Origin of the sequence: Rhizobium sp. BK456 (genome assembly GCF_014194045.1) — a bacterium.
GTDB lineage: Bacteria > Pseudomonadota > Alphaproteobacteria > Rhizobiales > Rhizobiaceae > Rhizobium > Rhizobium redzepovicii.
This window is the reverse complement of sequence record NZ_JACIAO010000008.1, coordinates 289,421-312,853: the sequence shown is the minus strand read 5'-3', so window position 1 is coordinate 312,853 and position 23,433 is coordinate 289,421. Positions and strand designations below refer to the sequence as shown.

General features: G+C 62.3%; 16 protein-coding genes. 5 read left to right on the top strand and 11 right to left on the bottom strand.

Annotation, left to right across the window (positions count from 1 at the left end):
- Positions 1–81: 81 nt before the first annotated feature.
- Positions 82–6,555: a translocation/assembly module TamB domain-containing protein gene (locus FHX03_RS23120; protein ID WP_409565147.1), complete on the top strand. Its 6,474-nt coding sequence runs from the start codon at positions 82–84 to the stop codon at positions 6,553–6,555.
- 203 nt (positions 6,556–6,758) lie between these two features.
- Here the strand turns inward: FHX03_RS23120 and FHX03_RS23115 are convergent, their stop codons facing one another.
- Positions 6,759–7,196: an Lrp/AsnC family transcriptional regulator gene (locus tag FHX03_RS23115; protein WP_012559170.1), complete on the bottom strand. Its 438-nt coding sequence runs from the start codon at positions 7,194–7,196 to the stop codon at positions 6,759–6,761.
- Positions 7,197–7,317: 121 nt separating this feature from the next.
- Here FHX03_RS23115 and rocF point away from each other — a divergent pair, with 121 nt between their 5' ends.
- The 4 genes from rocF to FHX03_RS23095 all read left to right on the top strand — a co-directional run bounded on the left by rocF (position 7,318) and on the right by FHX03_RS23095 (position 12,252).
- Positions 7,318–8,253, top strand: a complete 936-nt coding sequence (gene rocF, locus FHX03_RS23110) for an arginase (protein WP_183855609.1) — start codon at positions 7,318–7,320, stop codon at positions 8,251–8,253.
- A gap of 58 nt (positions 8,254–8,311) precedes the next feature.
- Entirely contained in the window at positions 8,312–9,511 is a 1,200-nt protein-coding gene (gene rocD, locus FHX03_RS23105; RefSeq protein ID WP_097624867.1) for an ornithine--oxo-acid transaminase, read from the top strand.
- A gap of 197 nt (positions 9,512–9,708) precedes the next feature.
- A complete protein-coding gene (locus tag FHX03_RS23100; protein WP_003567163.1) occupies positions 9,709–10,185 on the top strand; it encodes a chemotaxis protein CheW in 477 nt (158 codons plus the stop codon).
- 288 nt (positions 10,186–10,473) lie between these two features.
- Positions 10,474–12,252 carry a methyl-accepting chemotaxis protein gene (locus FHX03_RS23095; RefSeq protein ID WP_097624868.1) on the top strand — a complete coding sequence of 593 codons (1,779 nt, stop codon included), beginning with the start codon at positions 10,474–10,476 and terminating at the stop codon, positions 12,250–12,252.
- Between the two features lie 84 nt (positions 12,253–12,336).
- Here the strand turns inward: FHX03_RS23095 and FHX03_RS23090 are convergent, their stop codons facing one another.
- The 10 genes from FHX03_RS23090 to soxR form a co-directional block, all read right to left on the bottom strand.
- The gene (locus tag FHX03_RS23090; RefSeq protein WP_183855607.1) at positions 12,337–13,995 is read right to left on the bottom strand and encodes an OFA family MFS transporter; all 1,659 of its coding nucleotides are present in this window, start codon (positions 13,993–13,995) and stop codon (positions 12,337–12,339) included.
- 181 nt (positions 13,996–14,176) lie between these two features.
- Entirely contained in the window at positions 14,177–14,422 is a 246-nt protein-coding gene (locus tag FHX03_RS23085; protein ID WP_097624870.1) for a formate dehydrogenase subunit delta, read from the bottom strand.
- Complete coding sequence (gene fdhD / locus FHX03_RS23080) at positions 14,412–15,236, bottom strand: formate dehydrogenase accessory sulfurtransferase FdhD (protein WP_097624871.1); 825 nt, start codon at positions 15,234–15,236, stop codon at positions 14,412–14,414. Before fdhD ends, FHX03_RS23085 begins: the two co-directional genes overlap by 11 nt.
- A gap of 37 nt (positions 15,237–15,273) precedes the next feature.
- Positions 15,274–18,153, bottom strand: a complete 2,880-nt coding sequence (fdhF, locus tag FHX03_RS23075) for a formate dehydrogenase subunit alpha (RefSeq protein WP_183855605.1) — start codon at positions 18,151–18,153, stop codon at positions 15,274–15,276.
- Positions 18,154–18,213: 60 nt separating this feature from the next.
- Positions 18,214–19,770 carry a formate dehydrogenase beta subunit gene (locus tag FHX03_RS23070; protein ID WP_183855603.1) on the bottom strand — a complete coding sequence of 519 codons (1,557 nt, stop codon included), beginning with the start codon at positions 19,768–19,770 and terminating at the stop codon, positions 18,214–18,216.
- On the bottom strand, positions 19,767–20,246 hold the full coding sequence (locus tag FHX03_RS23065) for a formate dehydrogenase subunit gamma (RefSeq protein ID WP_183855601.1): 480 nt from the start codon (positions 20,244–20,246) through the stop codon (positions 19,767–19,769). The genes FHX03_RS23070 and FHX03_RS23065 overlap by 4 nt, the downstream gene beginning before the upstream one ends.
- A 132-nt stretch (positions 20,247–20,378) precedes the next feature.
- The gene (locus FHX03_RS23060; RefSeq protein ID WP_003582744.1) at positions 20,379–21,272 is read right to left on the bottom strand and encodes a LysR family transcriptional regulator; all 894 of its coding nucleotides are present in this window, start codon (positions 21,270–21,272) and stop codon (positions 20,379–20,381) included.
- A gap of 90 nt (positions 21,273–21,362) precedes the next feature.
- A complete protein-coding gene (locus FHX03_RS23055; protein WP_131711719.1) occupies positions 21,363–21,704 on the bottom strand; it encodes an ArsR/SmtB family transcription factor in 342 nt (113 codons plus the stop codon).
- A gap of 103 nt (positions 21,705–21,807) precedes the next feature.
- Positions 21,808–22,578 (bottom strand): SDR family NAD(P)-dependent oxidoreductase, encoded by a 771-nt coding sequence (locus FHX03_RS23050; RefSeq protein WP_097624876.1) that lies wholly within the window; start codon positions 22,576–22,578, stop codon positions 21,808–21,810.
- Between the two features lie 95 nt (positions 22,579–22,673).
- Positions 22,674–23,150: a redox-sensitive transcriptional activator SoxR gene (gene soxR / locus FHX03_RS23045; protein WP_097624877.1), complete on the bottom strand. Its 477-nt coding sequence runs from the start codon at positions 23,148–23,150 to the stop codon at positions 22,674–22,676.
- Positions 23,151–23,433: the final 283 nt, after the last annotated feature.

Genomic DNA, 23,433 nt, shown 5'->3' with positions numbered 1-23,433 from the left:
CAAGGTCTTTTGACCGGCGGGCTTCGCGCCGCCGAGATCACCGTCTCCGATACCAGGGGCGTCTTTGCGGAAATTCACGGCATCGCCATCGACTGGAACCCGCTGGCACTTCTGACCGGAACCTTCCATGCCAAACGCTTCGAGATCGAAGCGATCGACGTGCTGCGCAAGCCGGTGCGCACCCTGCCCTCGCGGCCCGCAGCGGAAAATGCCGGCGGTTTCAGCCTTCCGATCAAGGTTGATATAGACCGCGTCGCGCTGCCCGATATCAAACTGGCCGAACCGTTTGCGGGACGCGCCTTCGCGCTCGCTGCCGAAGGCAGCCTGTCGGCAAACCGCGATGGCGGCGAGGCGATTGTCAATGTCCGCCGTCATGCCGTCCTGGATGCACGGCTGGTCGCCGATATCGCCTATGCGCCAGCGGAAAACCGGCTGCGGCTGAAAGCGCAGCTTGCCGAACCGAAGGGTGGACTGCTGGCAGGTTTTCTCGGCCTGCCCGACAATCCCGCGGTCAACATCGATCTCGACGGCCAGGGACCGATATCCGACTGGAGGGGTAAAGTGCAGGCCGCTCTCGACGGACAGCAGCGCGCCGCGATCGAGGCTCGGCATCAGATCAGTGCGGACGGACTGCACCACCTCGACCTCAAGGGCGGCGGCGACCTGAGCTCGCTGCTTCCAGCTGCGTTCCGGCCGCTTTTCGCCGGCCAGACCAATATCGATCTTGCCACCACCTTCAACGACCACGGCAAGATCGATATCCAGACCGGCAATATCGCCACCGGCAGCGTCGTCATCGCTGCCTCGGGCACGCTCGATCCGGCCGGCAACAACAGCCTGAATGCCAATCTGCTCGGCACATCGGGGCCGGTCGATTTCCGCTGGCCGCTCGCCGAAGGCGAAGCACGCTTCCTGATCTCAGGCCTCAACCTGGCCCTGACGGGCGATGCGCAGGCGGCCCGACTGAATGTCAGCGGCTCGCTCGATACCGCGACCCTGCCGCAAGCCGTTATCGGCAATGTCAAGCTGACGGCAAAGAGCGACTCCTTCAATCTCGCCGCCCGATCCGGCAGCGTCCAGCTGCGTCTCGTTGCCGGCGACATGACCTTTGCGGAGCCGAACCTCAATCGTGCCGTCCAGGGCCCGGTCACGATCGCCTCGCCCCTGCAGATAACGCCCGGCAGCATCGGCTTCAACGGCACCACCCTCGAAAGCGCCAACATCATCGGCGGCCTCAACGGCTCGTACCGGTTGGCAGACCAGGCGCTGACCGGCAACGTCAAGCTTACCATCGCCCCGGCAGCCTTGCCGGCTGCGGTCTCGGGCAGGTTCGACGGGCCGATCTCGCTGGAAAGCCAAGTGACCGGCACCATCCCGTCGAAATTCGCGCTGTCCAACCTCGTCGTGACCTCCGGCACGCTTGAGGCCGCCGGCAATGTCGCGCTCGACGGCTCGAAGGTGAATGCCGATCTTTCCGGCCGGCTGCCCGACATCGGCAAACTCATCACCGGCGCCAACGGCGGGGCCGGATATGCGGTAAGAGTGGGCGGCGAGCTGCCAGCCATCTCGGTGACGGCCAATCTCAAGTCCCCCAGCCTTGAAATGGCCGACCGGACGCTGGGCAACCTCAATATCGACCTGTCGGGTCTTGCCGATCCCAAGGCGCCGCAGGGCAAAATTGCCGCCACCGGCACGATCGACGGCCAGCCGATCGCCATCAACGGCGACATCAGCTCCGCGGACGGCCGGATGCGTATTCCGGCACTGACCGCCGATATTGGCGGCAACCGGCTGACCGCCAATCTAGAATTCTCGCCCGCCCTGCAGCCGACCGGCGCCCTGACCTTCGACTTCCCCAATATCGGCCTGCTCGCGGCACTCGGCGGGCAGAAGGCCGAAGGCGATCTCAAGGGATCGCTCGGCGTCGCCAGCGACAATGGCAAGATCGCGCTGAAGCTGCGTGCAACAGGCGCCTCGATCCGCCGTGATACGCTTGCGATCGTCAAGCCGGATATCGATGTCACGGTCAGCGATCTCTCCACTTTTGCGGCAAACGGCACGGTCAAGGCCGAGGAACTGAATGCTGGAGCAAACAGGCTTGCCGGCCTTGCGCTCGGTTTTACCAGGCAGCAGAACCAGACCGTTTTCGATCTCAATGCCGCCTATGACGGCAACCCAGTGCTGGCCGCCGGCAATATCGAGATGGCCGATGGGGCGATCGACCTTAACCTTGACCGCTTTTCGGCAAGCCCCCGCAATATCCCGGTCGAACTTGCGGCACCGACGCAGGTCGCAATCACCGGCGGCACCGCCAGCCTGACCGGCCTGACGCTGAAAACAGGCACCGGCTCGGTAAGCGTCACCGGTTCGGCAGGCGAGACGCTGAAGCTCGATGCCGATATTCACGACCTGCCGGCCGCTCTCGCCAACGGTTTCGTACCGAACCTTTCGGCCGGCGGCACGATCTCCGGAAAGATTGCCGTGACCGGAACGCCGGCCGCACCCGTCGCCGACTTCAAGCTCGACTGGAAGGATGCGACGACTGGCCAGACCAAGGGAGCCGGGCTGGCGCCGCTCGGCATCACCGCCGGCGGCAAATTCGCCGACAATAAGCTCGATTTCGACACGACGATCGGCAGCGGTGACGGCTTGTCGCTTAAGGCCGCCGGCAATGTTGCACTCGCCGACCCGAAGGCGCCGGTGCTTAATATCGACGCCGATATTCTCAACCTGCCCGCCCGCATCGCCAATGGTTTCGTTCCTGATCTTGCCGCAGCAGGCGTGATCACCGGGAAGGTCTCGGCGACCGGACCGCTGTCCGCGCCGACCGCCAATTTCGATCTCGATTGGAAAGATGCTGCGACCAGCCACACCAAGCGCGCCGGTCTTGGCGACCTCGCGGTGAAGGCATCCGGTAAATTCGCCGACAACAAGCTTGATTTCGACACAGCGATTGCGGGCGCCGACAGCCTCTCGCTGAAGTCAAACGGCAATGTCGCCGTCACAGGCACGACGATCGGCAACGTCGAGGTCGATGCAACGCTCAAAAATATCCCGGCGGGCATCGCAAACAGCTTCGTCGCCGATCTTGCCGCCAAAGGCGCGATCTCCGGAACGGTTTCGGCGGCAGGCTCGCTTGCTGCTCCCACCGCCAATTTCGACCTTAGCTGGAAAGATGCTGGGACGAGCCACACCAAGCGTGCCGGTCTTGGCGACCTCGCGGTGAAGGCATCCGGTAAATTCGCCGACAACAAGCTTGATTTCGACACAGCGATAGCGGGCGCCGACAGCCTCTCGCTGAAGTCAAACGGCAATGTCGCCGTCACAGGCACGACGATCGGCAACGTCGAGGTCGATGCAACGCTCAAAAATATCCCGGCGGGCATCGCAAACAGCTTCGTCGCCGATCTTGCCGCCAAAGGCGCGATCTCCGGAACGGTTTCGGCGGCAGGCTCGCTTGCTGCTCCCACCGCCAATTTCGACCTTAGCTGGAAAGATGCTGGGACGAGCCACACCAAGCGTGCCGGCCTTGCGGACCTCGCGGTGAAGGCATCCGGTAAATTCGCCGACAACAAGCTTGATTTCGACACAGCGATAGCGGGCGCCGACAGCGTCTCGCTGACGGCGAACGGCAATGTCGCCGTCACAGGCACGATGATCGACAACATCAAGGTCGATGCAACGCTTAAAAATATCCCGGCGGGCATCGCAAACAGCTTCGTCGCCGACCTCGCCGCCGAAGGCGCGATCTCCGGAACGGTTTCGGCCGCAGGCTCGCTTGCCGCTCCCACTGCCAATTTCGACCTTGATTGGAAAGATGCCGCGACCAGCCACACGAAGCGTGCCGGCCTTGCCGCTCTCGGCCTGACCGCAGCGGGAAAATTCGCCGATAACAAGCTTGATTTCAACGCCGCGGCCAGTGGCGCCGAAGGCCTCTCGCTGAAGAGCACCGGTAATGTCGCCCTCGTCGGCACGACGGTCGAAAACATCAAGGTCGATGCCGAGATCGCCAAGATTCCGGCCAGTCTCGCAAATGCCTTCGTTCCGGACCTGGCGGCCGGCGGCACGATATCGGGCACCCTGTCCGCCGCCGGGACCCCCGCCGCACCGAATGCCGACTTCAAGCTCGCCTGGACCGATGCCGCGACCAGCCACACCAGAAGCGCTCATCTATCGGGACTGGCGCTTGCCGCCTCCGGCCATTTCGCCGACAACCGGCTCGATTTCGATGCCGATCTCGGCGGCAAGGACGGCCTCTCGCTAAAAGCCAAGGGCAATGTTGCAACGGCAGGCACCTCGGTCCGCAATCTTGACGTCAAGGCCGATCTCGCCAATCTGCCGGCAGCGCTCGCCAACGGCTTCATCCCCGGTCTTGCCGCCGAGGGCACGGTGTCGGGAACCGCATCCGTCTCCGGCGCTCTGCCCAAACCCGCCGTCGATTTCAAGCTCGACTGGAAGAACGCCGCAACCGCTCAGACCAAAAACAGCGGCCTTTCCGGCCTGAGCGCGGCGGCATCCGGAAAATACGCCGATGACAGGGTCGACTTCGATGCCAACCTTGCCGGCAAGGACGGGGTGCTGGCCAAGGCCACCGGCGGCGTCACCATCGCCGGAACGGCCATCCGCGATCTTTCGATCAATGCCGATATTCCCGCACTTCCGGCCAATATCGCCAATGCCTTCGTTCCCGGCCTCGGTGCCGAAGGCACACTTTCGGCTAACGCCGTCACGTCGGGAACGCCTGAAAATCCGATCGTCGATTTCAAGCTCGACTGGAAGGATGCGGCCACCAGCCACACCAAGGCTGCCGGCCTCTCCCGCCTGGCGCTGGCGGCGACGGGAAAATACGCCGGTGACCGGCTCGATTTCGATGCCAATCTCAGCGGCAGCGGCGGCGTTGCGCTGAAAGCCGCCGGTAATCTTTCGCTCGCCGGCACCTCTATCCGCGCGGTCGATGCCACCGTGAATGCCTCCAATGTTCCGGCTGCGATCGCCAACAGCTTTGTTCCGGGCCTTGGAGCCGAAGGCGCGGTCTCGGCAACCGCAAAGGCCACCGGCGCGCTATCGGCGCCCTCGGTCGATTTCAAGGTCGACTGGAAGAACGCCGCAACCAGCCAGACAAAAGGCGCCGGCCTTTCGCCGTTCACCATCGGCGCATCAGGCAAACTTGCCGGAAACAGGCTGACGGTCGACACCAGTCTTGTCGGTGATGCCGGCATGTCGCTGAAGGGCGGCGGCAGCGTCGTGATCACCGGCAATCGCGCCCTCGATATGCGCTTCAACGGCAATCTTCCCTTCGCCGTGCTTGGCGCGCCACTCGCGCAACAGGGCCTCGTCGCCGACGGCGTCGCCACCCTCAACTTGCAGGTTGGCGGAACCGCGGCGGCACCTGTCATCAACGGCACCGTCTCGACCAATGGCGCCAAGCTCGTCGATGTCCGGCGCAATCTCGCCGTCAACAATCTCGCGGCGACGGTCACCTTCAACGGCAGCCAGGCAGTGATATCGCGCCTCAGCGGCAGCCTCGGCGGCGGCGGCACGATTTCGGCAAGCGGCACCATCGGCATCCAGCCGGCCGGCGGCTTTCCCGCCGATATTTCGATCAAACTCGACCAAGCGGTCTATGTCGATGGAACGCTTGTTGTCTCCACGGTCAACGGCACGCTCGGCCTGCGCGGGCCGATCATGAATTCGACGTTGAGCGGCAAGCTTCGGCTGGACAAGACCTCGATCACCGTCCCGGAAAAATTGCCGACCTCGCTCAGGGAAATCGACATCCGCCACAAGAATGCGCCGCGAGCGGTGCTTGCCCAGTTGCGCGACGATGGCGAACGGAAACCCACCGAGAAATCCTCCACGATCACCCTCGATCTCGAAATCGACGCGCCTTCGCATATCTTCGCACGTGGCCGCGGCATCGATGCCGAGCTCGGCGGCAAGGTGACGATCCGCGGAACGGCGGCAGCGCCGATCGTAACCGGCGGATTCACCATGCGCCGCGGCCGCATGACCATTCTCAACCGCCGTCTGGATTTCACCGACAAAAGCAGGATCACATTCGCCGGCGACCTGACGCCGGCGCTCGATATGGAAGCGACCTCGACCTCCGGCTCGACGACGCTGACCGTCGACGTCGCCGGACTTGCCACCGACCCGGCAATCACCTTTTCCTCCTCGCCGCAGCTGCCGCAGGACGAGGTGCTGGCGCAGCTGATCTTCGGCCAGTCGATGTCCAAACTCTCGCCGGTGCAGATCGCCCAGCTCGCCGACGCCGTCAGCCAGCTGGCCGGCAACCGCTCGACCTCGCTTTTTGAAGGCCTGCGCAATCAGCTCGGCGTCGACGATCTCGATATCAGCACCGATTCCAAGGGCCAGACGAGCGTCAGCGTCGGCCGTTATCTCAACGACCGCACCTATTTCGAATTGCAGCAGGGCGGCGCAGCCGGCGCCAAGGCAATCATCAACCTCGACGTCGGCCGCGGCGTCAAGCTGCGGGGTGCCGCCGGCGGTAATGGTGCCGGCGAAGCGGGTGTCGTCTACGAACGGGAATATTGAGCCGGCTTAGCGTCTGCGGCTGCCCCTCACCCTAACCCTCTCCCCGTAAACGGGGCGAGGGGACGTGCCCTGCGCGAGAGGTGGGAGAGGAACGGAGAGGTCGCGGCATATCGCCTTCGCCCCGCGGGTGGGGAGAAGGTGCCGGCAGGCGGATGAGGGGCTGGTTCGCCGATTCCTCAGCCGGCGTCTCGCACGACAATGTCCTAAAACCCCGTCTTGCTCGTCTTCAGTAGAATATTGCTCTCGGTCGAGTTGATGCCGTTGATCAGCCGAATACGGCGTAGCGTCTCATCGAAAGAGGCAAGGTCGCGATCCTCGAGTTCGGCGACGAAATCCCATTTGCCATTGGTGCTGTGCAGGGCGCGGACCTGCGGCAGGCCGCGCAGCTGATCGGCCACCCTGTCGGCGAGTTTGCCGAGCACCTCGATCATGACGATGGCACGCACCCCGGCGGACCGCGTCTCATGACCGGTGCGGATGGTGAAGCCGACGATGGTGCCGCCGGCGACCAACCGGTCGATTCGGGCGGCAACCGTTGCCCGCGAAGCGCCCGTCATCGCCGCAAGCGAGGAGACGGAAATCCGGGCATTGTGGCGAAGCGCACTCAGGAGCTCGGTATCGAGATCGTCCACGCTGATCACTTTGTCAAAATAGGTTTATCATATTGCGCAATCATAATCCATTTCTGACACTTTTCCATCTTTTTGCCGTCAGCCCTTTATCCCACTATCGGCCAAAACGGCCTCACCACGGAGCCCTCGAATGAATGCCCAACCGCAATCTGTCACACTTATCGGCGCGCCGCTGGAAGAAGGTTCCGGCCGCAGGGGCGCCGCCATGGGCCCGGCGGCCCTGCGCATCGCCGGCGTCGATCAGACGCTGATCGAGCTTGGCCACGACGTCGCCGATCTCGGCGATCTCAGGATCGTACCGGCGATGGATCTGCCGAATCATCCGAAGGCCCATAATCTGAGAATCGTCGGCGCCTTCACGCGGGCGCTCGAAAGCAGCGTCCATGATGTCGCCGCCTCGGGTCGCTTTCCGCTGATCCTCGGCGGCGACCACAGCCTCTCCATGGGCAGCGTCTCCGGCATGGCGCGTTACGCCGCCGGCAAAGGCCGCCCGCTTTTCGTGCTCTGGCTCGATGCACATGCCGATTTCAACTCTCCCGCCACCTCGCCATCCGGCAACATTCACGGCATGCCCGTCGCCTTCTTCTGTGGCGAGGCGGAGTTCGCCGAGATCCTGCCGAGGGATCGTGCCTTCGTCGACCCGAAGAATGTCTTCCAGGTCGGCATCCGTTCGGTCGATGCGCGTGAGCGCGAGGAAATCCACGAACACGGCGTTAACGTCTTCGATATGCGCGCGATCGACGAGCAGGGCATCGGCGCCATCATGCGTGAGATCCTCGATGTGGTCGCCAAGGCGAACGGCCTGCTGCATGTCAGCCTCGACCTCGATTTCCTTGATCCCGAAATTGCCCCCGGCGTCGGCACGACGGTGCCCGGCGGCGCGACCTTCCGCGAAGCGCATCTGGTGATGGAAATGCTGTCCGACAGCGGCCTCGTCTCGTCGCTCGATCTCGTCGAACTCAATCCGTTTCTCGACGATCGCGGCAAGAGCGCCCGCGTCCTAGTGGAGCTGACGGCAAGCCTCTTCGGCCGCCGCATCTTCGATCGCCCAACCCGTGCCGCGTAGAAGGCACGCGCCGCCTGGAACTCACTTATCGGCATCATGATCTAGAGGGGAAAGAACCATGAACACTTCGGAAAAACTGATCGCCACCGAACAACGTCTCGGCGCCCACAACTACAAGCCGCTCGACGTGGTGCTGACGCGCGGCGAAGGTGTTCATGTCTGGGATACCGACGGCAATCGTTATCTCGATTGCCTCTCGGCCTATTCCGCCGTCAACCAGGGCCATTGTCACCCGAAAATCCTTGCCGCCATGGTCGAGCAGGCGGGCAGATTGACGCTCACCTCCCGCGCCTTCCGCAACGATCAGCTCGCCTATCTCTATGAAGAGCTCGCCGCGCTCACCGGATCGCACAAGATCCTGCCGATGAATTCCGGCGCCGAAGCGGTGGAGACCGCCATCAAGGCGGTGCGCAAATGGGGATACGAGGTCAAGGGTGTACCGGAAGGCCAGGCCGAGATCATCGTCTGCGCCGATAATTTCCATGGCCGGACGCTGAGCATCATCAGTTTCTCCACCGATCCCGACGCCCGCACCGGTTTCGGCCCCTACACCTCGGGATTCCGCACCATTCCCTTCGGCGATGCCGAAGCCTTCGAGGCCGCCATCAACAGCAATACGGTCGCCGCCCTGATCGAGCCGATCCAGGGGGAAGCAGGAGTCATCATCCCGCCGGCAGGATATTTCACCCGCATCCGCGAGCTCTGCACGGATAACAACGTCACCCTCATACTCGACGAAATCCAGACCGGCCTCGGCCGCACCGGCAAGCTGCTGGCGGAGGAACATGAAGGCATCGAGGCCGATGTGACGCTGATCGGCAAGGCGCTGTCCGGCGGCTTCTATCCCGTCTCTGCGGTGCTTTCCAATTCCGCGGTACTGGGGGTGCTGAAGCCCGGCCAGCATGGCTCCACTTTCGGCGGCAACCCGCTCGCCTGCGCGGTGGCGCGCGCGGCGCTGAAGGTGCTGACGGAAGAGGGTATGATCGAGAACGCCGCTGATATGGGCGACTATTTCCTCGAAGGCCTCAGGTCGATCCGCTCGAACATCGTCCGGGAGGTGCGCGGCCGCGGCCTGATGATGGCTGTCGAACTGGAACCCGAAGCCGGCGGCGCGCGGCAATATTGTCATGCGCTGAAGGAACGCGGCCTGCTCGCCAAGGACACGCACGACCATACGATTCGCCTCGCTCCGCCGCTGGTTATCACGAGGGAGCAGGTCGATTGGGCGGTCTCGCAGATCGAAAAGACCATAAGCTGAGGTGAATCGAGCACGAAACCTCCGCAAATCCGGTTCCCGATTTAGATTTGGGCAACACTCTTCCGCTAATGTCGTCGATAACCGTAACGATGCTTGGCCGAGCGCAAAGCCATCGCGTGGTGTGAAGGCAAAGCTCGTCCGCGCCAATGGTGGCGCGCCCGCTTCTGCCCTGGCTTACGACAGTTGGGAAGAATTCTATGACCACGATCAATTCCACTAGCTTCAGCGGCGATACGCTCGAAATCATTGCCTTCCGCCTGCATGATCAGGAATTCTGCGTCAAGACCACGACCATTCGCGAAATTCGCGGCTGGGCGCCGTCGACGCCGATCCCGCATGCGCCGGCCGATGTCATCGGCGTCATGAACCTGCGCGGCTCGGTCATCCCGATTATCGATCTTGCCTATAAGCTCGGCATGAAGAGCACCGTCGCCAACGAACGCAGCGCCATTGTCGTCGCCGAAGTTCACAGCATGGTCATCGGCATGCTCGTCGACCGCGTCTCGGATATTCTCACCATCTCCTCCAGCCAGGTCCAACCGGTGCCCGAAGTGACAGCCTCCTTCGACCGCGCCTATTGCGAAGGCATCATCGCCTCGGAAAATGGCATGATCTGCTTCCTGAACCTTGCCAAGATGTTCAAGGAAAACGAGACGGATGAACTAGCGGCCTGATCGCCATCAAGCAATTCGAAGAGTTGAAAACCGCCCGTCCCGGGCGGTTTTTTGCGCGTCTGAGGTAAATCGCCGCGTTCATCCGTATCACATCATATTATTAGCAATAGCTTTTATACGCTAAATTAACCACGCTCCCTCAGTATGGTCGTGAAGCATACGGATGATAAGTCTCCGGTATAGAGGAGTGATAACCGGAGACCGGTTGTCCCCTGCACCGGCATACCTCGCCAGCCCCTTCGCTTCTCCAGCCGAACAGCGCAAGCTGTGCATCTCAAAGGGACAAGAATGTTTGGTCTAGCCTCCGATTCGAAATACATTCTTGACGCCATCTCCAAGTCGCAGGCGATCATCGAATTCGATCTCAACGGCAATATTCTCACGGCGAACGAGAATTTCTGCAAAGCGCTTGGTTATCGCCTCAACGAGATCGTCGGCAAGCACCACAGCATGTTCTGCGAGCCGGCCTATGCGGCGACGCCCGAATATCGCGCCTTCTGGGCGCGGCTCGGACGCGGCGAATATGACGCCGGCGCCTATAAGCGCTTCGCCAAAGGCAATAGGGAAATATGGATCCAGGCGTCCTATAATCCCGTTTCCAAAGGCGGAAAGCCGTTCAAGGTGGTGAAATTCGCCGCCGATATCACAGCCGCGAAGAAGCAGGCGGTCGAGGATTCCGGTAAGCTTGAGGCGATCTCGCGCTCGCAGGCGGTAATCGAATTTACCCCAAAGGGCGAGATCCTGACCGCGAACGAGAATTTCTGCCAGGCCATGGGATATTCGCTGGCCGAAATCGCCGGCAAACATCACAGCATGTTCTGCGACCCGGCCCACACCCGCACGGAGGAATACAGCAGCTTCTGGCAGCGTCTTGGCAATGGCGAATTCATTGCCAACGAATTCGTCCGCTTCGGCAAAGGCGGCCGCGAAATCTGGATCCAGGCAGCTTATAACCCGATCGTCGATGCCAACGGCAAAGTCTACAAAGTCGTGAAGTTCGCAACCGACGTCACCCAGCGAATGAGCGCGATCTCCCTGCTCGGCGGCGCGCTGCGCCAGCTTTCCGAAGGTGATCTGACGAAGACGGTGGATACGCCCTTCGTCCCCTCGATGGAGCAGTTGCGGCACGACTTCAACACCGCGGTCAAAGGTCTTGCCGATACGATGAAGACCATCGGCGAGAATGCCATTGCGATCGCCGCCGGGTCGAGCGAGATCGGTACATCGGCGGACTCCTTTTCCAAGCGTACGGAACAGCAAGCCGCGTCGATCGAAGAGACCGCTGCCGCGCTGGAGGAGATCACCACCACCGTTAACGATTCCAGCCGCCGCGCCGATGAGGCGGGCCGCCTTGTCGCTGTGACAAAGCAGGGCGCCGAGCAGTCGGGCGTCGTGGTCCGCAACGCCGTCGCCGCCATGGACCAGATCGAGCAGTCCTCGCGCGAAATCACCAATATCATCGGTGTCATCGACGATATTGCCTTCCAGACCAATCTCCTGGCGCTGAATGCCGGCGTCGAAGCCGCCCGCGCCGGCGAAGCCGGCAAGGGTTTTGCAGTGGTGGCCCAGGAAGTCCGCGAGCTCGCCCAGCGCTCCGCCAAGGCCGCCAAGGAGATCAAGGCGCTGATCAATACGTCGAGCGACCTCGTCAAGAACGGCGTCGGCCTCGTCGGCCAGACAGGTAAGGCGCTCGAGGAGATCGTCACCCAGGTCGGCGATATCAACGGCAATGTCGTCGCCATCGTCGAAGCCTCACGGGAACAGGCAACCGGTCTCAAGGAAATCAACCAGGCGGTCAATTCGCTCGACCAGGCAACCCAGCAGAATGCCGCCATGGTCGAGGAGAGCACCGCCGCCAGCCACAGCCTGGCAACGGAAGCCGAAACGCTGCGGGTCCTGCTGGCACGATTCCGACTGCCCGGTCAGACCCGCACCCAGGCCGGGCCTCAAACCGCCGGCAGGCTGGAAGCGAGACAGGCAGGCTCGCCGGCGCTGCATCTCGTTTCGCGTGTCGGCAAGGCGCACGGCGCTGCCGCTGCAACCGCGCGGAGCTGGGAAGAGTTCTGAGCCACACCCCATAGCTCGCGATTATTTCTGCGTAGCGAGGAAGAAGCGCGCCGCATGAGGCCCATGCGGCGCGCTTTGATATCTTTACCCGAACAGCGCGAAGGTCGCCTTCAGCGTTACCCAGACACCCCAGAGCAGCGGAATGCCGACGACGGCCCAGGCAAGCATCGCCTTGGCGTCCAGCCCACCCGTGCCGATGCCGAAGGAGCCGGTCGGCCCGGCATTGACGGCCGCCGACTTCGCCTGCAGCGCAGCGACCTCACCATCGGACATGAACCATTTGTCCGAAAGCGGCCTGATCAGTGAATTGGCAACAAGGCCGAGGGCCAGCATGCCGGCGAGGATGTACATCGTGCCGGTATAGAGGCTCGGACCGGGAGCAACGCCGGCGGCGATCTGCGCTTCGCGGATATAGTTGACGACGACGGGACCGACGATGCCAGCCGTTGCCCAGGCCGTCAGTAGCCGCCCGTGGATGGCGCCGACGAATTGCGTGCCGAAAATATCGGCGAGATAGGCCGGGATGGTCGAAAAACCACCGCCATACATCGACAGAATGACGCCGAAGGCGAGAACGAACAGCGCCTTGTTGCCCATACCGGCGAGGCTAGGCGCCAGCGCATAAAGCGCGATGCCGATGATGAAGAAGCAGTAATAGGTGTTCTTGCGGCCGATCTTGTCGGAGAGCGACGCCCAGAAGAACCGCCCGCCGATATTGAAGAGCGACAGCAGGCCGGCAAAACCCGCGGCGATCGTGGCGATCGACGCCTTCTGGCCGGCGTCGAGCTGCGCGAAACCGACATCCGGCAGGCCGATCAGCGAGCCGGCGAAGATTTCCTGCAGCATCGGCGACGCCATGCCGAGAACCCCGATGCCGGCCGAAACGTTGAGGCAGAGCACCGCCCAGATCAGCCAGAACTGCTTTGTCTTGTGAGCATCGCGCAGATGCACATGTCTGGTCGTGATCATCGTGCTCTTGGCCGCGGGCGGCGTCCAGCCTTCCGGCCGCCAGCCGGCCGGCGGAATGCGATAGCCGAAGGCGCCGCCCATCATGAAGACGAAATAGATGACCGCCATGACGATGAAGGTCTGCCAGACCCCGACCGAGGTATCGGTCTTGAAGGCATTCATCAGCAAGTTGGCAAGCGGAGCGCCGATCATCGCGCCGCCGCCGAAGCCCATGATCGCCATGCCGGTCGCCATGCCGCGCCGGTCGGGAAACCATTTGATCAGCGTCGAGACCGGCGAGATGTAGCCGAGCCCGAGACCGATGCCGCCGATGACACCGGCGCCGAGCCACATGAGCCAGAGCTGATGGGTGATGACACCGACAGCGGCAAGCACGATGCCGCCGCACCAGCAGCAGGCGGAAACGACGCCCGCCTTGCGCGGACCGGCCCGCTCCAGCCAGCCGCCCCAGATGGCGGCCGACGAGCCCAGCAGAACGAAGAACAGCGTATAGATCCAGCCGAGGTCGGCAACGCGCCAGTCGCAGGTGGTGGTAAACAGCGCCGAGGCGAGTGTCAGATCGGGGCAAGCGGTCGGGGCGGTCATCCCGAGCGACTTCGACAGCGGCAACCAGAAGACGCTGAAACCATAAGCCATGCCGATGCAGAGATGGATGGCGAGCGCGGCCGGCGGCACCAGCCACCTGTTAAAACCGGGTTTCGAGACGATCCTTTCACGATCGAGCAGGCCCGAGCCTGCCACCGCTCCGTCCGTACGTGTTTCCGCTGCAGTCATGAACAACTCCTCCTTGTTTCAGACCTTGCTGTGATTGGAGCGCTGCCGTCTTTTCAGGAGCGCAAAGGACGCTGTACCACTTTAAATTCCATTTTTTCTATTTTAAATCGATTTAAATTCTATCGCTGGCATAGCCGTAGGCAGCAAGCTGCTGCCCTTTCCGGCATGCGCCAACTTCGGATTACCGGATCTGTTGTGCTTCCGGCTCAGGTTTGCGGATCAAGGGAGCGGCCTGCAGCACGAGGGCATCCAGGCCGTTTTCCTCCTTGTTGAGAATTTCGAACAATTGCCGCCGCATACGCGGCTCCCAGAATTTGTTGATATGATTGGCGACCCCTTCCACGGCCTCGCTTGCCGGCTGGCTCTTGAAGAAGGTGGCAATCTGGTTTGCCATATAGACAAGCTTGGTCTTGGTATCATGCGACATCGGCGATGCTTCCAGGCGAGATGCGGTGCGGGTGGGTGAAAATCTCGAAATCCTCGCCGCGCACCAGGGCGACGAGCGTCATGCCGGCCTCTTCGGCCGTTCGGATGGCAAGAGCCGTCGGCGCTGAAATGGCGATGAGCACGGGTGAACCGAGGATCGCCGCCTTCTGCACCATCTCGACCGAGAGCCGGCTGGTCACGGCGACGGCGCCGTTCCGGCCGTTTTCGCCAGCGTCGATGACGGCGCCGCAGAGCTTGTCGAGCGCATTGTGCCGTCCGACATCTTCGCGCACGGCAAGCAATCCCTTGGCCGGAAGATAGAAGCCGGCGCCGTGCACCGCTCGCGTCTCGCGATGCAGCGGCTGCGCTTCGTTCAGCAGCGAAACGGCGCGTACGATATCGGCATGCGACAGCGTCAGCGGCGATGCCGAGACATCCGGCACCGGCCGCACCGCCTGCTCGATCGATTCGATGCCGCAGAGCCCGCAGCCGACCGGCCCCGCCATGCTGCGGCGTCGTGCCCGCAGCCGATCAGCGACGTCGTCGACAAGGCTCACCTGCACATCGATCCCCTGCTCGCCTTCGACGATCTCGATGGCCGCTATCTCGGTGCGTTCGGTGATAATCCCTTCGGTCAGGCTGAAACCGACGGCGAAATCCTCGAGATCATCGGGCGTCGCCATCATCACCGCATGCGAGCTGCCGCCATAGGAAAAGGCGATCGGCACTTCTTCCGGCACGATGCGCGAGCCGGAATGCATGAGGCCGTTGTGGCGGGCGGTTTCGGGAGCACGGGCGGTAGTCTGGAAGGTCATGATGCAAATCCCTTCTTGCCAAACCACCCCCGCATTTTCACTCCGCTGCCTCGAGCTTGCCGGCGATGCGGCGCGATTGCCGTGCCTGCTCGTCATATTCCATCTGCCAGTTGCTCGGCCCGTTGGAGGGCGAAACCTGCACCGCCGTCACCTTATACTCAGGGCAATTCGTCGCCCAGTCGGAAAAGTCGGTGGTGATGACGTTCGCCTGCGTATTAGGATGATGGAAGGTCGTATAGACGACGCCCGGTGCAACACGATCGGTAATCAGCGATCTCAGCGTGGTGTCGCCGGAGCGGCTGACGAGCTTCACCCAGTCGCCATCGCGAATGCCGCGCTGCTCGGCATCATGCGGATGGATTTCCAGCCTGTCTTCCGCATGCCAGACGACATTCTCGGTCCGCCGCGTCTGCGCCCCGACATTGTACTGGCTGAGGATGCGGCCGGTGGTGAGCAGCAGTGGGAAGCGCGGCCCGGTACGCTCGTCGGTCGCCACATATTCGGTGCGGATGAACTTGCCCTTGCCGCGCACGAAGCCGTTGACATGCATGATCGGCGAGCCGAGCGGGTTCTTCTCGTTGCATGGCCACTGCACCGAGCCCATCTTCTCGAGGTAATCGTAGGACACCAGGGCGAAACTCGGCGTCGTTGCGGCAATTTCGTCCATGATTTCAGACGGATGGGCGTAATTCCAGTCGAGCCCCATGGCCTGAGCAAGCTTCTGGGTCACCTCCCAGTCGCCATAGCCGTTGCGCGGCGTCATCACCTTGCGCACCCGGTTGATGCGGCGCTCGGCATTGGTGAAGGTGCCGTCCTTCTCGAGAAAGGTCGAGCCTGGCAGGAAGACATGAGCGTAATTGGCGGTCTCGTTGAGGAACAGATCCTGCACGACGACGCATTCCATCGCCGCAAGGCCGGCCGCGACATGCTTCGTATCGGGATCGGATTGGAGAATATCCTCGCCCTGGACGTAGAGGCCCTTGAAGGAGCCGTCGACCGCCGCGTCCAGCATGTTCGGAATGCGCAGGCCGGGCTCGTTATTGATCTTCACGCCCCAGAGCTTTTCGAAGATATCCCGTGTCGCATCGTCGGAAATGTGCCGGTAGCCCGGCAGTTCGTGCGGGAAGGAACCCATGTCGCAGGAGCCCTGCACGTTGTTCTGGCCGCGCAGCGGATTCACGCCGACGCCGGGACGGCCGATATTGCCGGTCGCCATCGCCAGATTGGCGATGGCGATAACCGTGGTCGAACCCTGGCTGTGTTCGGTAACGCCGAGACCGTAATAGATCGCGCCGTTGCCGCCCTTGGCATAGAGCCTTGCCGCGCCGCGCAGATCCGCTGCCGGCACGCCGGTGAAGATCTCGGTCTGCTCGGGGCTGTGCGCCGGTTCGGCGACGAAGGCGGCCCAGTCCTCGAATTCCGACCAGTCGCAGCGCTCGCGGATGAAGGTCTCGTCATAGAGCCCTTCGGTGACGATCACATGCGCCAGTGCGGTCATGACGGCGACATTGGTGCCGGGCTTCAGCGGCAGATGGTAGGACGCCTCGACATGCGGCGACCGGACGATATCAGTGCGGCGCGGATCGATGACGATGAGCTTGGCCCCCTGGCGCAGCCGCTTCTTCAACCGCGAGGCGAATACCGGATGGCCGTCGGTCGGGTTGGCGCCGATGATGACGACGACATCGGACTGTTCGACGCTGTCGAAATTCTGGGTGCCCGCCGAGGTGCCGAAAGCCTGGCCTAGGCCATAGCCGGTCGGCGAGTGGCAGACGCGGGCGCAGGTATCGACATTGTTGTTGCCGAAACCGGCCCGCACCAGCTTCTGCACCAGATAGGTTTCCTCGTTGGTGCAGCGCGAGGAAGTGATGCCGCCGATCGCGTCGCGACCGTATTGATACTGGATGCGGCGGAACTCCGACGCCACATGCGCGAAGGCCTCGTCCCAGCTTACCTCCCGCCAGGGATCGCCGACCTTTTCGCGGATCATCGGGTTGAGGATCCGGTCCTTGTGGGTGGAATAGCCGTAAGCGAAACGGCCCTTGACGCAGGAATGGCCGCGATTGGCCTGGCCGTCCTTCCACGGCACCATGCGCACCAGTTCCTCGCCGCGCATTTCCGCCTTGAAGGAACAGCCGACGCCACAATAGGCGCAGGTGGTGATGGCCGAATGTTCGGGCTGGCCGATCTCGATCACCGACTTTTCCGTCAGCGTCGCCGTCGGGCAGGCCTGTACGCAGGCCCCGCAGGAGACGCATTCGGAATCGATGAAGGCTTCATGCGCACCCGAGGAAACCTTGGAGCCGAAACCACGCCCCTCGATCGTCAGCGCGAAGGTGCCCTGCACCTCTTCGCAGGCGCGCACGCAGCGCGAACAGACGATGCATTTGGAGGGGTCAAAGGTGAAATAGGGATTGGTTTCGTCCTTCGGCGTCCATTTCAGATTGATCTCGCCATGGTTGCGCGCCCTGACGTGGTTGTCGCCGTCATAGCCATAGCGCACGTCGCGCAGCCCGACGGCGCCCGCCATATCCTGCAATTCGCAATCACCGTTGGCTGCACAGGTCAGACAGTCGAGCGGATGGTCGGAGATATAGAGTTCCATCACGCCACGGCGGATATCCTTCAGCCGTCCTGTCTGCGTGTGCACCACCATATTGGCCGCCACCGGCGTCGTGCAGGAGGCCGGCGTACCGTTGCGGCCCTCGATCTCGACGAGACAGAGCCGGCAGGAACCGAAGGCATCGATCATGTCGGTGGCGCAGAGCTTCGGCACCTCGATGCCGGCCTCCATCGAAGCGCGCATGATCGAGGTGCCCTCCGGCACGCTGATCTGCTGCCCATCGATGGTGAGCGTCACCATCACCTCGGATGTCGAAGCGGGAGTGCCGTAGTCGATTTCATGGATGAGAGACATGGTCGGCCTCCTGTACGGAAATGGAATTGAGCAGGTCACGGCATGGGGCTTGGAAGATCATCACTCAGCTGCCTCCACCATGGGCGCCGGCGAAAAATCCTCCGGGAAATGCGTCATGGCGCTCATGACGGGATAGGGGGTGAAGCCGCCGAGCGCACAGAGCGAGCCGAATTTCATCGTGTTGCAGAGATCGGCGAGCAGCGCCCGGTTTTTCTCCGGCTCGATACCATGGGCGATCTTGTCGGCCGTCTCGACGCCGCGCGTCGAGCCGATGCGGCAGGGCGTGCACTTGCCGCAGCTTTCGACGGCGCAGAATTCCATGGCGAAGCGCGCCTGCTTCAGCATATCGGCGCTGTCGTCGAAGACGACGAGGCCGGCATGGCCGATCAGCCCGTCCTTGGCGGCGAAAGCTTCGTAGTCGAACGGCGTGTCGAACAATGCCCGCGGGAAATAGGCCCCAAGCGGTCCGCCGACCTGCACGGCCTTGATCGGCCGCCCCGTCGCGGTGCCACCGCCGATTCGGTCGACGATGTCTCCGAGCGAAAGACCGAAGGCCGTTTCGTAAAGACCGGCATATCTGACATTGCCGGCGATCTGCAGCGGAATGGTGCCACGCGAGCGGCCCATGCCGAAATCGCGATAGAAGGCGGCGCCCTTCTCCAGGATCACCGGCACGGAGGCGAGCGAGATCACATTGTTGATGACGGTCGGACAGTTGAACAGCCCCTGATGCGCCGGCAGCGGCGGCTTGGCGCGCACGACGCCGCGCTTGCCTTCGAGGCTGTTCAAAAGGGCCGTCTCCTCGCCGCAGACATAGGCACCGGCGCCGGTGCGCACCTCGATATCGAAGGCGTGACCCGAGCCGAGCACCGACGGGCCGAGTATCCCGGCCTGACGCGCGATGCCGACGGCTTCGGTCATCACGGCGATGGCATGCGGATATTCAGAACGGGTGTAGACGTAGCCTTTGGTCGCTCCGGTGGCGAGGCCGGCTATCGCCATGCCCTCGATCAGCACGAAGGGATCACCCTCCATGATCATCCGGTCGGCAAAGGTGCCGCTGTCACCCTCATCGGCATTGCAGACGATATATTTGCGGTCCCCCGGGGCATCGAGAACAGTCTTCCACTTGATCCCAGTGGGAAAGCCGGCGCCGCCGCGTCCGCGCAGGCCGGAATCGGTGACTTCCTTGACGACTTCGGCGGATGTCATCGAAACGGCCCGGCGAAGGCCGGCCAGGCCGCCATGCGATTCGTAGTCGGCCAGCGACAGTGGATCGGTGATGCCGCAGCGGGCGAAGGTCAGGCGGGTCTGTTCTTTCAGGAACGGGAGGTCTTCAACCTCCCCGAGACAGAGCGGGTGATCGCCGCCGGTCATCATCCCGGCGTCGAACAATGCAGGCACATCCTTTGCTTTCACCGGTCCGTAACCGATGCGTTTGCCGGCGACCTCGACCTCGACAAGCGGTTCCAGCCAGAACATTCCGCGCGAGCCGTTGCGCACGATCTCGGCATCGAGGCCGCGGGCGGCGATCTCCTGGGCAATCGCCTTTGCCACCTTTTCGGCCCCGAGCGCCAGCGCGGCGGCATCTCGCGGAACATAAATCTTGAAGCTCATCGGCGTGCCTCCGCAACGAGTTCCGCCGCCAGCTGATCGTCAACCCGGCCATAGACCTCGCCATCGAGCATCGCCGATGGCGCGCAGGCGCAGAGCCCGAGACAGTAGACCGGCTCCAGCGTCACGCTGCCGTCGAGCATCGTTTGATGAAAATCGATGCCAAGCAGCGTCTTGACGCGCTCGGCCAGCGCATCGCCGCCCATCGACTGACAGGCCTCGGCGCGACAGAGCTTCAGCACATGCCGGCCGGCGGGGTGGTCGCGGTAATCATGATAGAAAGTCACGACGCCATGCACCTCGGCACGGGAGAGGTTCAGTTCCTCCGCGATCACGGGCACGGCTTCCTGCGGGATATAACCGAATTCGTCCTGAACTTCGTGTAGAATGGGAAGCAGCGGCCCTTCGAGGAAGCGAAGATCGGCAATGATCGCACGAGTGCGCGCGGCAATATCGCCTTCGGCGATATAAATGGTCATAAGGCAGCCCTCCCGACGGCTTGCTCGTTGCGGAATGGCGGCCCCTCCAGCCGAGCACCATCCGCCGCAAGCATCTCAGGGAAGCCGCCAGGGATCAATAAAGCTATCCTGTGGAACGATAGTTTTTTTCTATCAGAGTTCTTCATCTCGCACGAGCACCCGCGCTTCATGCAGCAAGGCAGAGACCAGCGGCGTGAAGGGCTCGCGATAGGGCGCGACAAGGCCGACGAGATGATGGGCCTCCGGCTCGACGATCGGAATCATCCGGATTTCCACCGGAAAACCAAAAGACTTGGCGACATTGCGCGGCATGATGCTCGCCCAGCGGCCGGTTCGAACATGCGAGAACAGCACGATCATCGAGTTGGATTCGAGCGTCGGATGCACCGTGGCACCGGCTTCCGTCAGATGCCGATTGATGATTCGGCGGTTCTGCATGTCGGCGGTCAATAGACAAAGCCGAAGATCGCCGACCTCTTTCCATGTCACATTGTCGCGATCGGAGAGCGGGCTGCCCGCAGCCGTGATCAGGTGATAGCGCTCGGCATAGAGCGGAACGCTGGTGACACGGCCGAGCGGCTCGTTTTCGAGATAGGTGATGCCCGCATCGATTTCGAGGTTTTCGAGCATGCTCAGCACCTGCAGAGAATTGCGCGAGACGATCGAGAAGGTGACGCCGGGATGCCGTTCCTGAAAAGGCGTGGTAATGCGCGAAAGCATGGCGAGCGCCGTCGGAATGGCGGCAAGGCGAATATGGCCGGAAAGGCCGCGGCGGGCGGCGCGCATTTCCTCGCGCATGGTGCGGGCGTCGCCGACGATGCGCCGGGCCCATTCCAGCACGCGCTGCCCCTCCGGCGTCAGCCCTTGAAAACGCGAACCGCGCTGCACCAGCATGACCCCGAGCTGATCCTCGAGCTGCCGGATCGCGGCCGATAGCGTCGGCTGCGAAATCCCGCACTCCTCCGCAGCGCGGCCGAAATGCTTTTCATTGGCTAGGGCGATGAAGAATTCCAGCTTGTCGATCATCCGGGCTCCCGCGACATTTCGCGTCTGGCCTCATCTTCGACACAGCAACCGTGCTCCGCAAGGGAATGAATCAAGTTAAGGCGACGCGCCTTAACAGTTTTCCGCAGCGGGAAAAAGATCGAACAGAGATTCGAGGAAGGCAAGCACGCTGACATTGCCGATACTGTAATAAACCAGCCTGCCTTGGCGGCGCGTATTGACTAGGCCTTCGAGCCTCAAACGCGCAAGCTGCTGCGAAACCATCGCCTGCTGAATGCCGAGAATATTCTCGATTTCACCGACCGTCCGCTCCTCTTTTGCCAGGATGCAGAGGATCAGCAATCGGGTGTGATGCGCCAAAGCCTTCAGCAGATCGCTCGCTTCATGGGCTTTTCCGGCGAGTATGTGCAAGTCCTGGCCGGTCATCCCCGGCTCCGGTTTAGGCAACGGCATTCGATATCTCGGAAGGGAGGCGATTTGGTAGATCAGAACAATAGCATATTCGTACAAACGAATTGGTCAATAGTGATGAAATGCCAAAAAAGGTCCAAGTAAATCAGCAGATAAGCTGTCCGCCGTTGATCTCGATCACCTGGCCGGTAATGTATCCCGAGAGTAAGGGAGCCGCCAGGAACAGATAGGCGGGAGCGCAATCCTCTGCCGTGCCAAGCCGCTGCAGGGGGATGGATTTCCGGGTCTGCTCCAGCTTTTCTCTGGAGGAATAGCGCTCGTGGAAATCCGTCTCGATCGTTCCCGGCGAGACGCAGTTGACGCGGATGCCATCCGGGGCAAGCTCGCGGGCAAGCGCCTTGGAATAGGTCGCAACGAAGGCTTTCGAGGCCGAATAGATCGACGAGCCGGGGCTGCCACCGGTGAGCGCCGAGATCGAAACGGTGTTGACGACGGCAGCACCCTCGGCCGCCTTCAATGCCGGCAGCAATGCGCGCGTCAGCGCCACTACCGAGGTCTGGTTCAGCCGTATGACCGCTTCATATTCGGCATCGGTCAGCGTCGCAGCGGGAAAACGGCCGAGCATGGTGCCGGCATTGTTGACGAGCACATGCACCCTGTCGAAGAAAGCCAGAACATCGTCGGCAAATTGCACCGCACCGCCGGCGGCAGAGAAATCGGCATGCAGCAGCAGCGCCCGTCTTTCCGATTCAGCCGTCAGCAGGAAATCCGGCAGGTCCCGCCCCGGCTTGCGCCCGGTATGGACGATCACTTTCGCGCCGCAATCCAGAAACTGCCGAGCGACTTCGAGGCCGATGCCGCGGCCGGCGCCGGTGACGACGACATTACGATTTTCAAACAGTCTGGGATGAAACACGAAGCCGTCCTCCTCGGATGCGTCACCTGCCCTTAACATATGAGCACACCGACCGAAAGAAAGGCAGGCATCGATCTTTCCGGGGAGATCCAGGACTAAACAACGAGCTCGTTTTCGGTCTCCAGAAGCCGCGCACCCGGCCCTTCCCTGCCGAGCCGGTCACAGGGATTGCGCAACGGACAGCTTTCGATCGACAGGCAGCCGCAGCCGATGCAGCCGGTCAGGCGGTCGCGCAGCAGACTGAGCCGATTGATTCGTGCGTCGAGATCGTCCTTCCATCGCGCCGACAGCGTCTGCCAATCGGCGACGGTCGGCGTGCGCCCCTGCGGCAGGGACTGGAACGCCGCCTGGATTTCCGAAAGCGGAATGCCGACACGCTGTGCCACCTTGATGATGCCGAGGCGGCGAAGCACATCGCGCCCGTAGCGGCGCTGATTGCCGCGGGAGCGGATGCTCGAGATCAAACCCTTGGTCTCGTAAAAATGCAGCGCCGAGACGGCAAGGCCGCTGCGTTCCGCCACTTCGCCGACAGTCAGGAGCTTTCCGAGCGGCGCTGCCGAAATACCATCCATCGCCTCTTGACCTCAATATTGGTTGAGGTCTTATACCCTTTGCTTCTGCGATCGTAAAGCCCGATCGGGCGCTCCCGCTCTTACTCCGATAAGGGCGCTGGCACCCCTTACGCCGATATTGCCGCCAGAGGCAGCAAGCTGCGGTCCCGTTCCCGGCAGGTACGGGCCCACCGAGGAACACCCGAGCGGGATCCCGCTCGGGTGTTTCCCTCACAACAGAGCTTTTCCGACCGTGCGGACGGGTTCCCAAATTTGCGGTTGCGGGAAGAAAACACGGGTGATA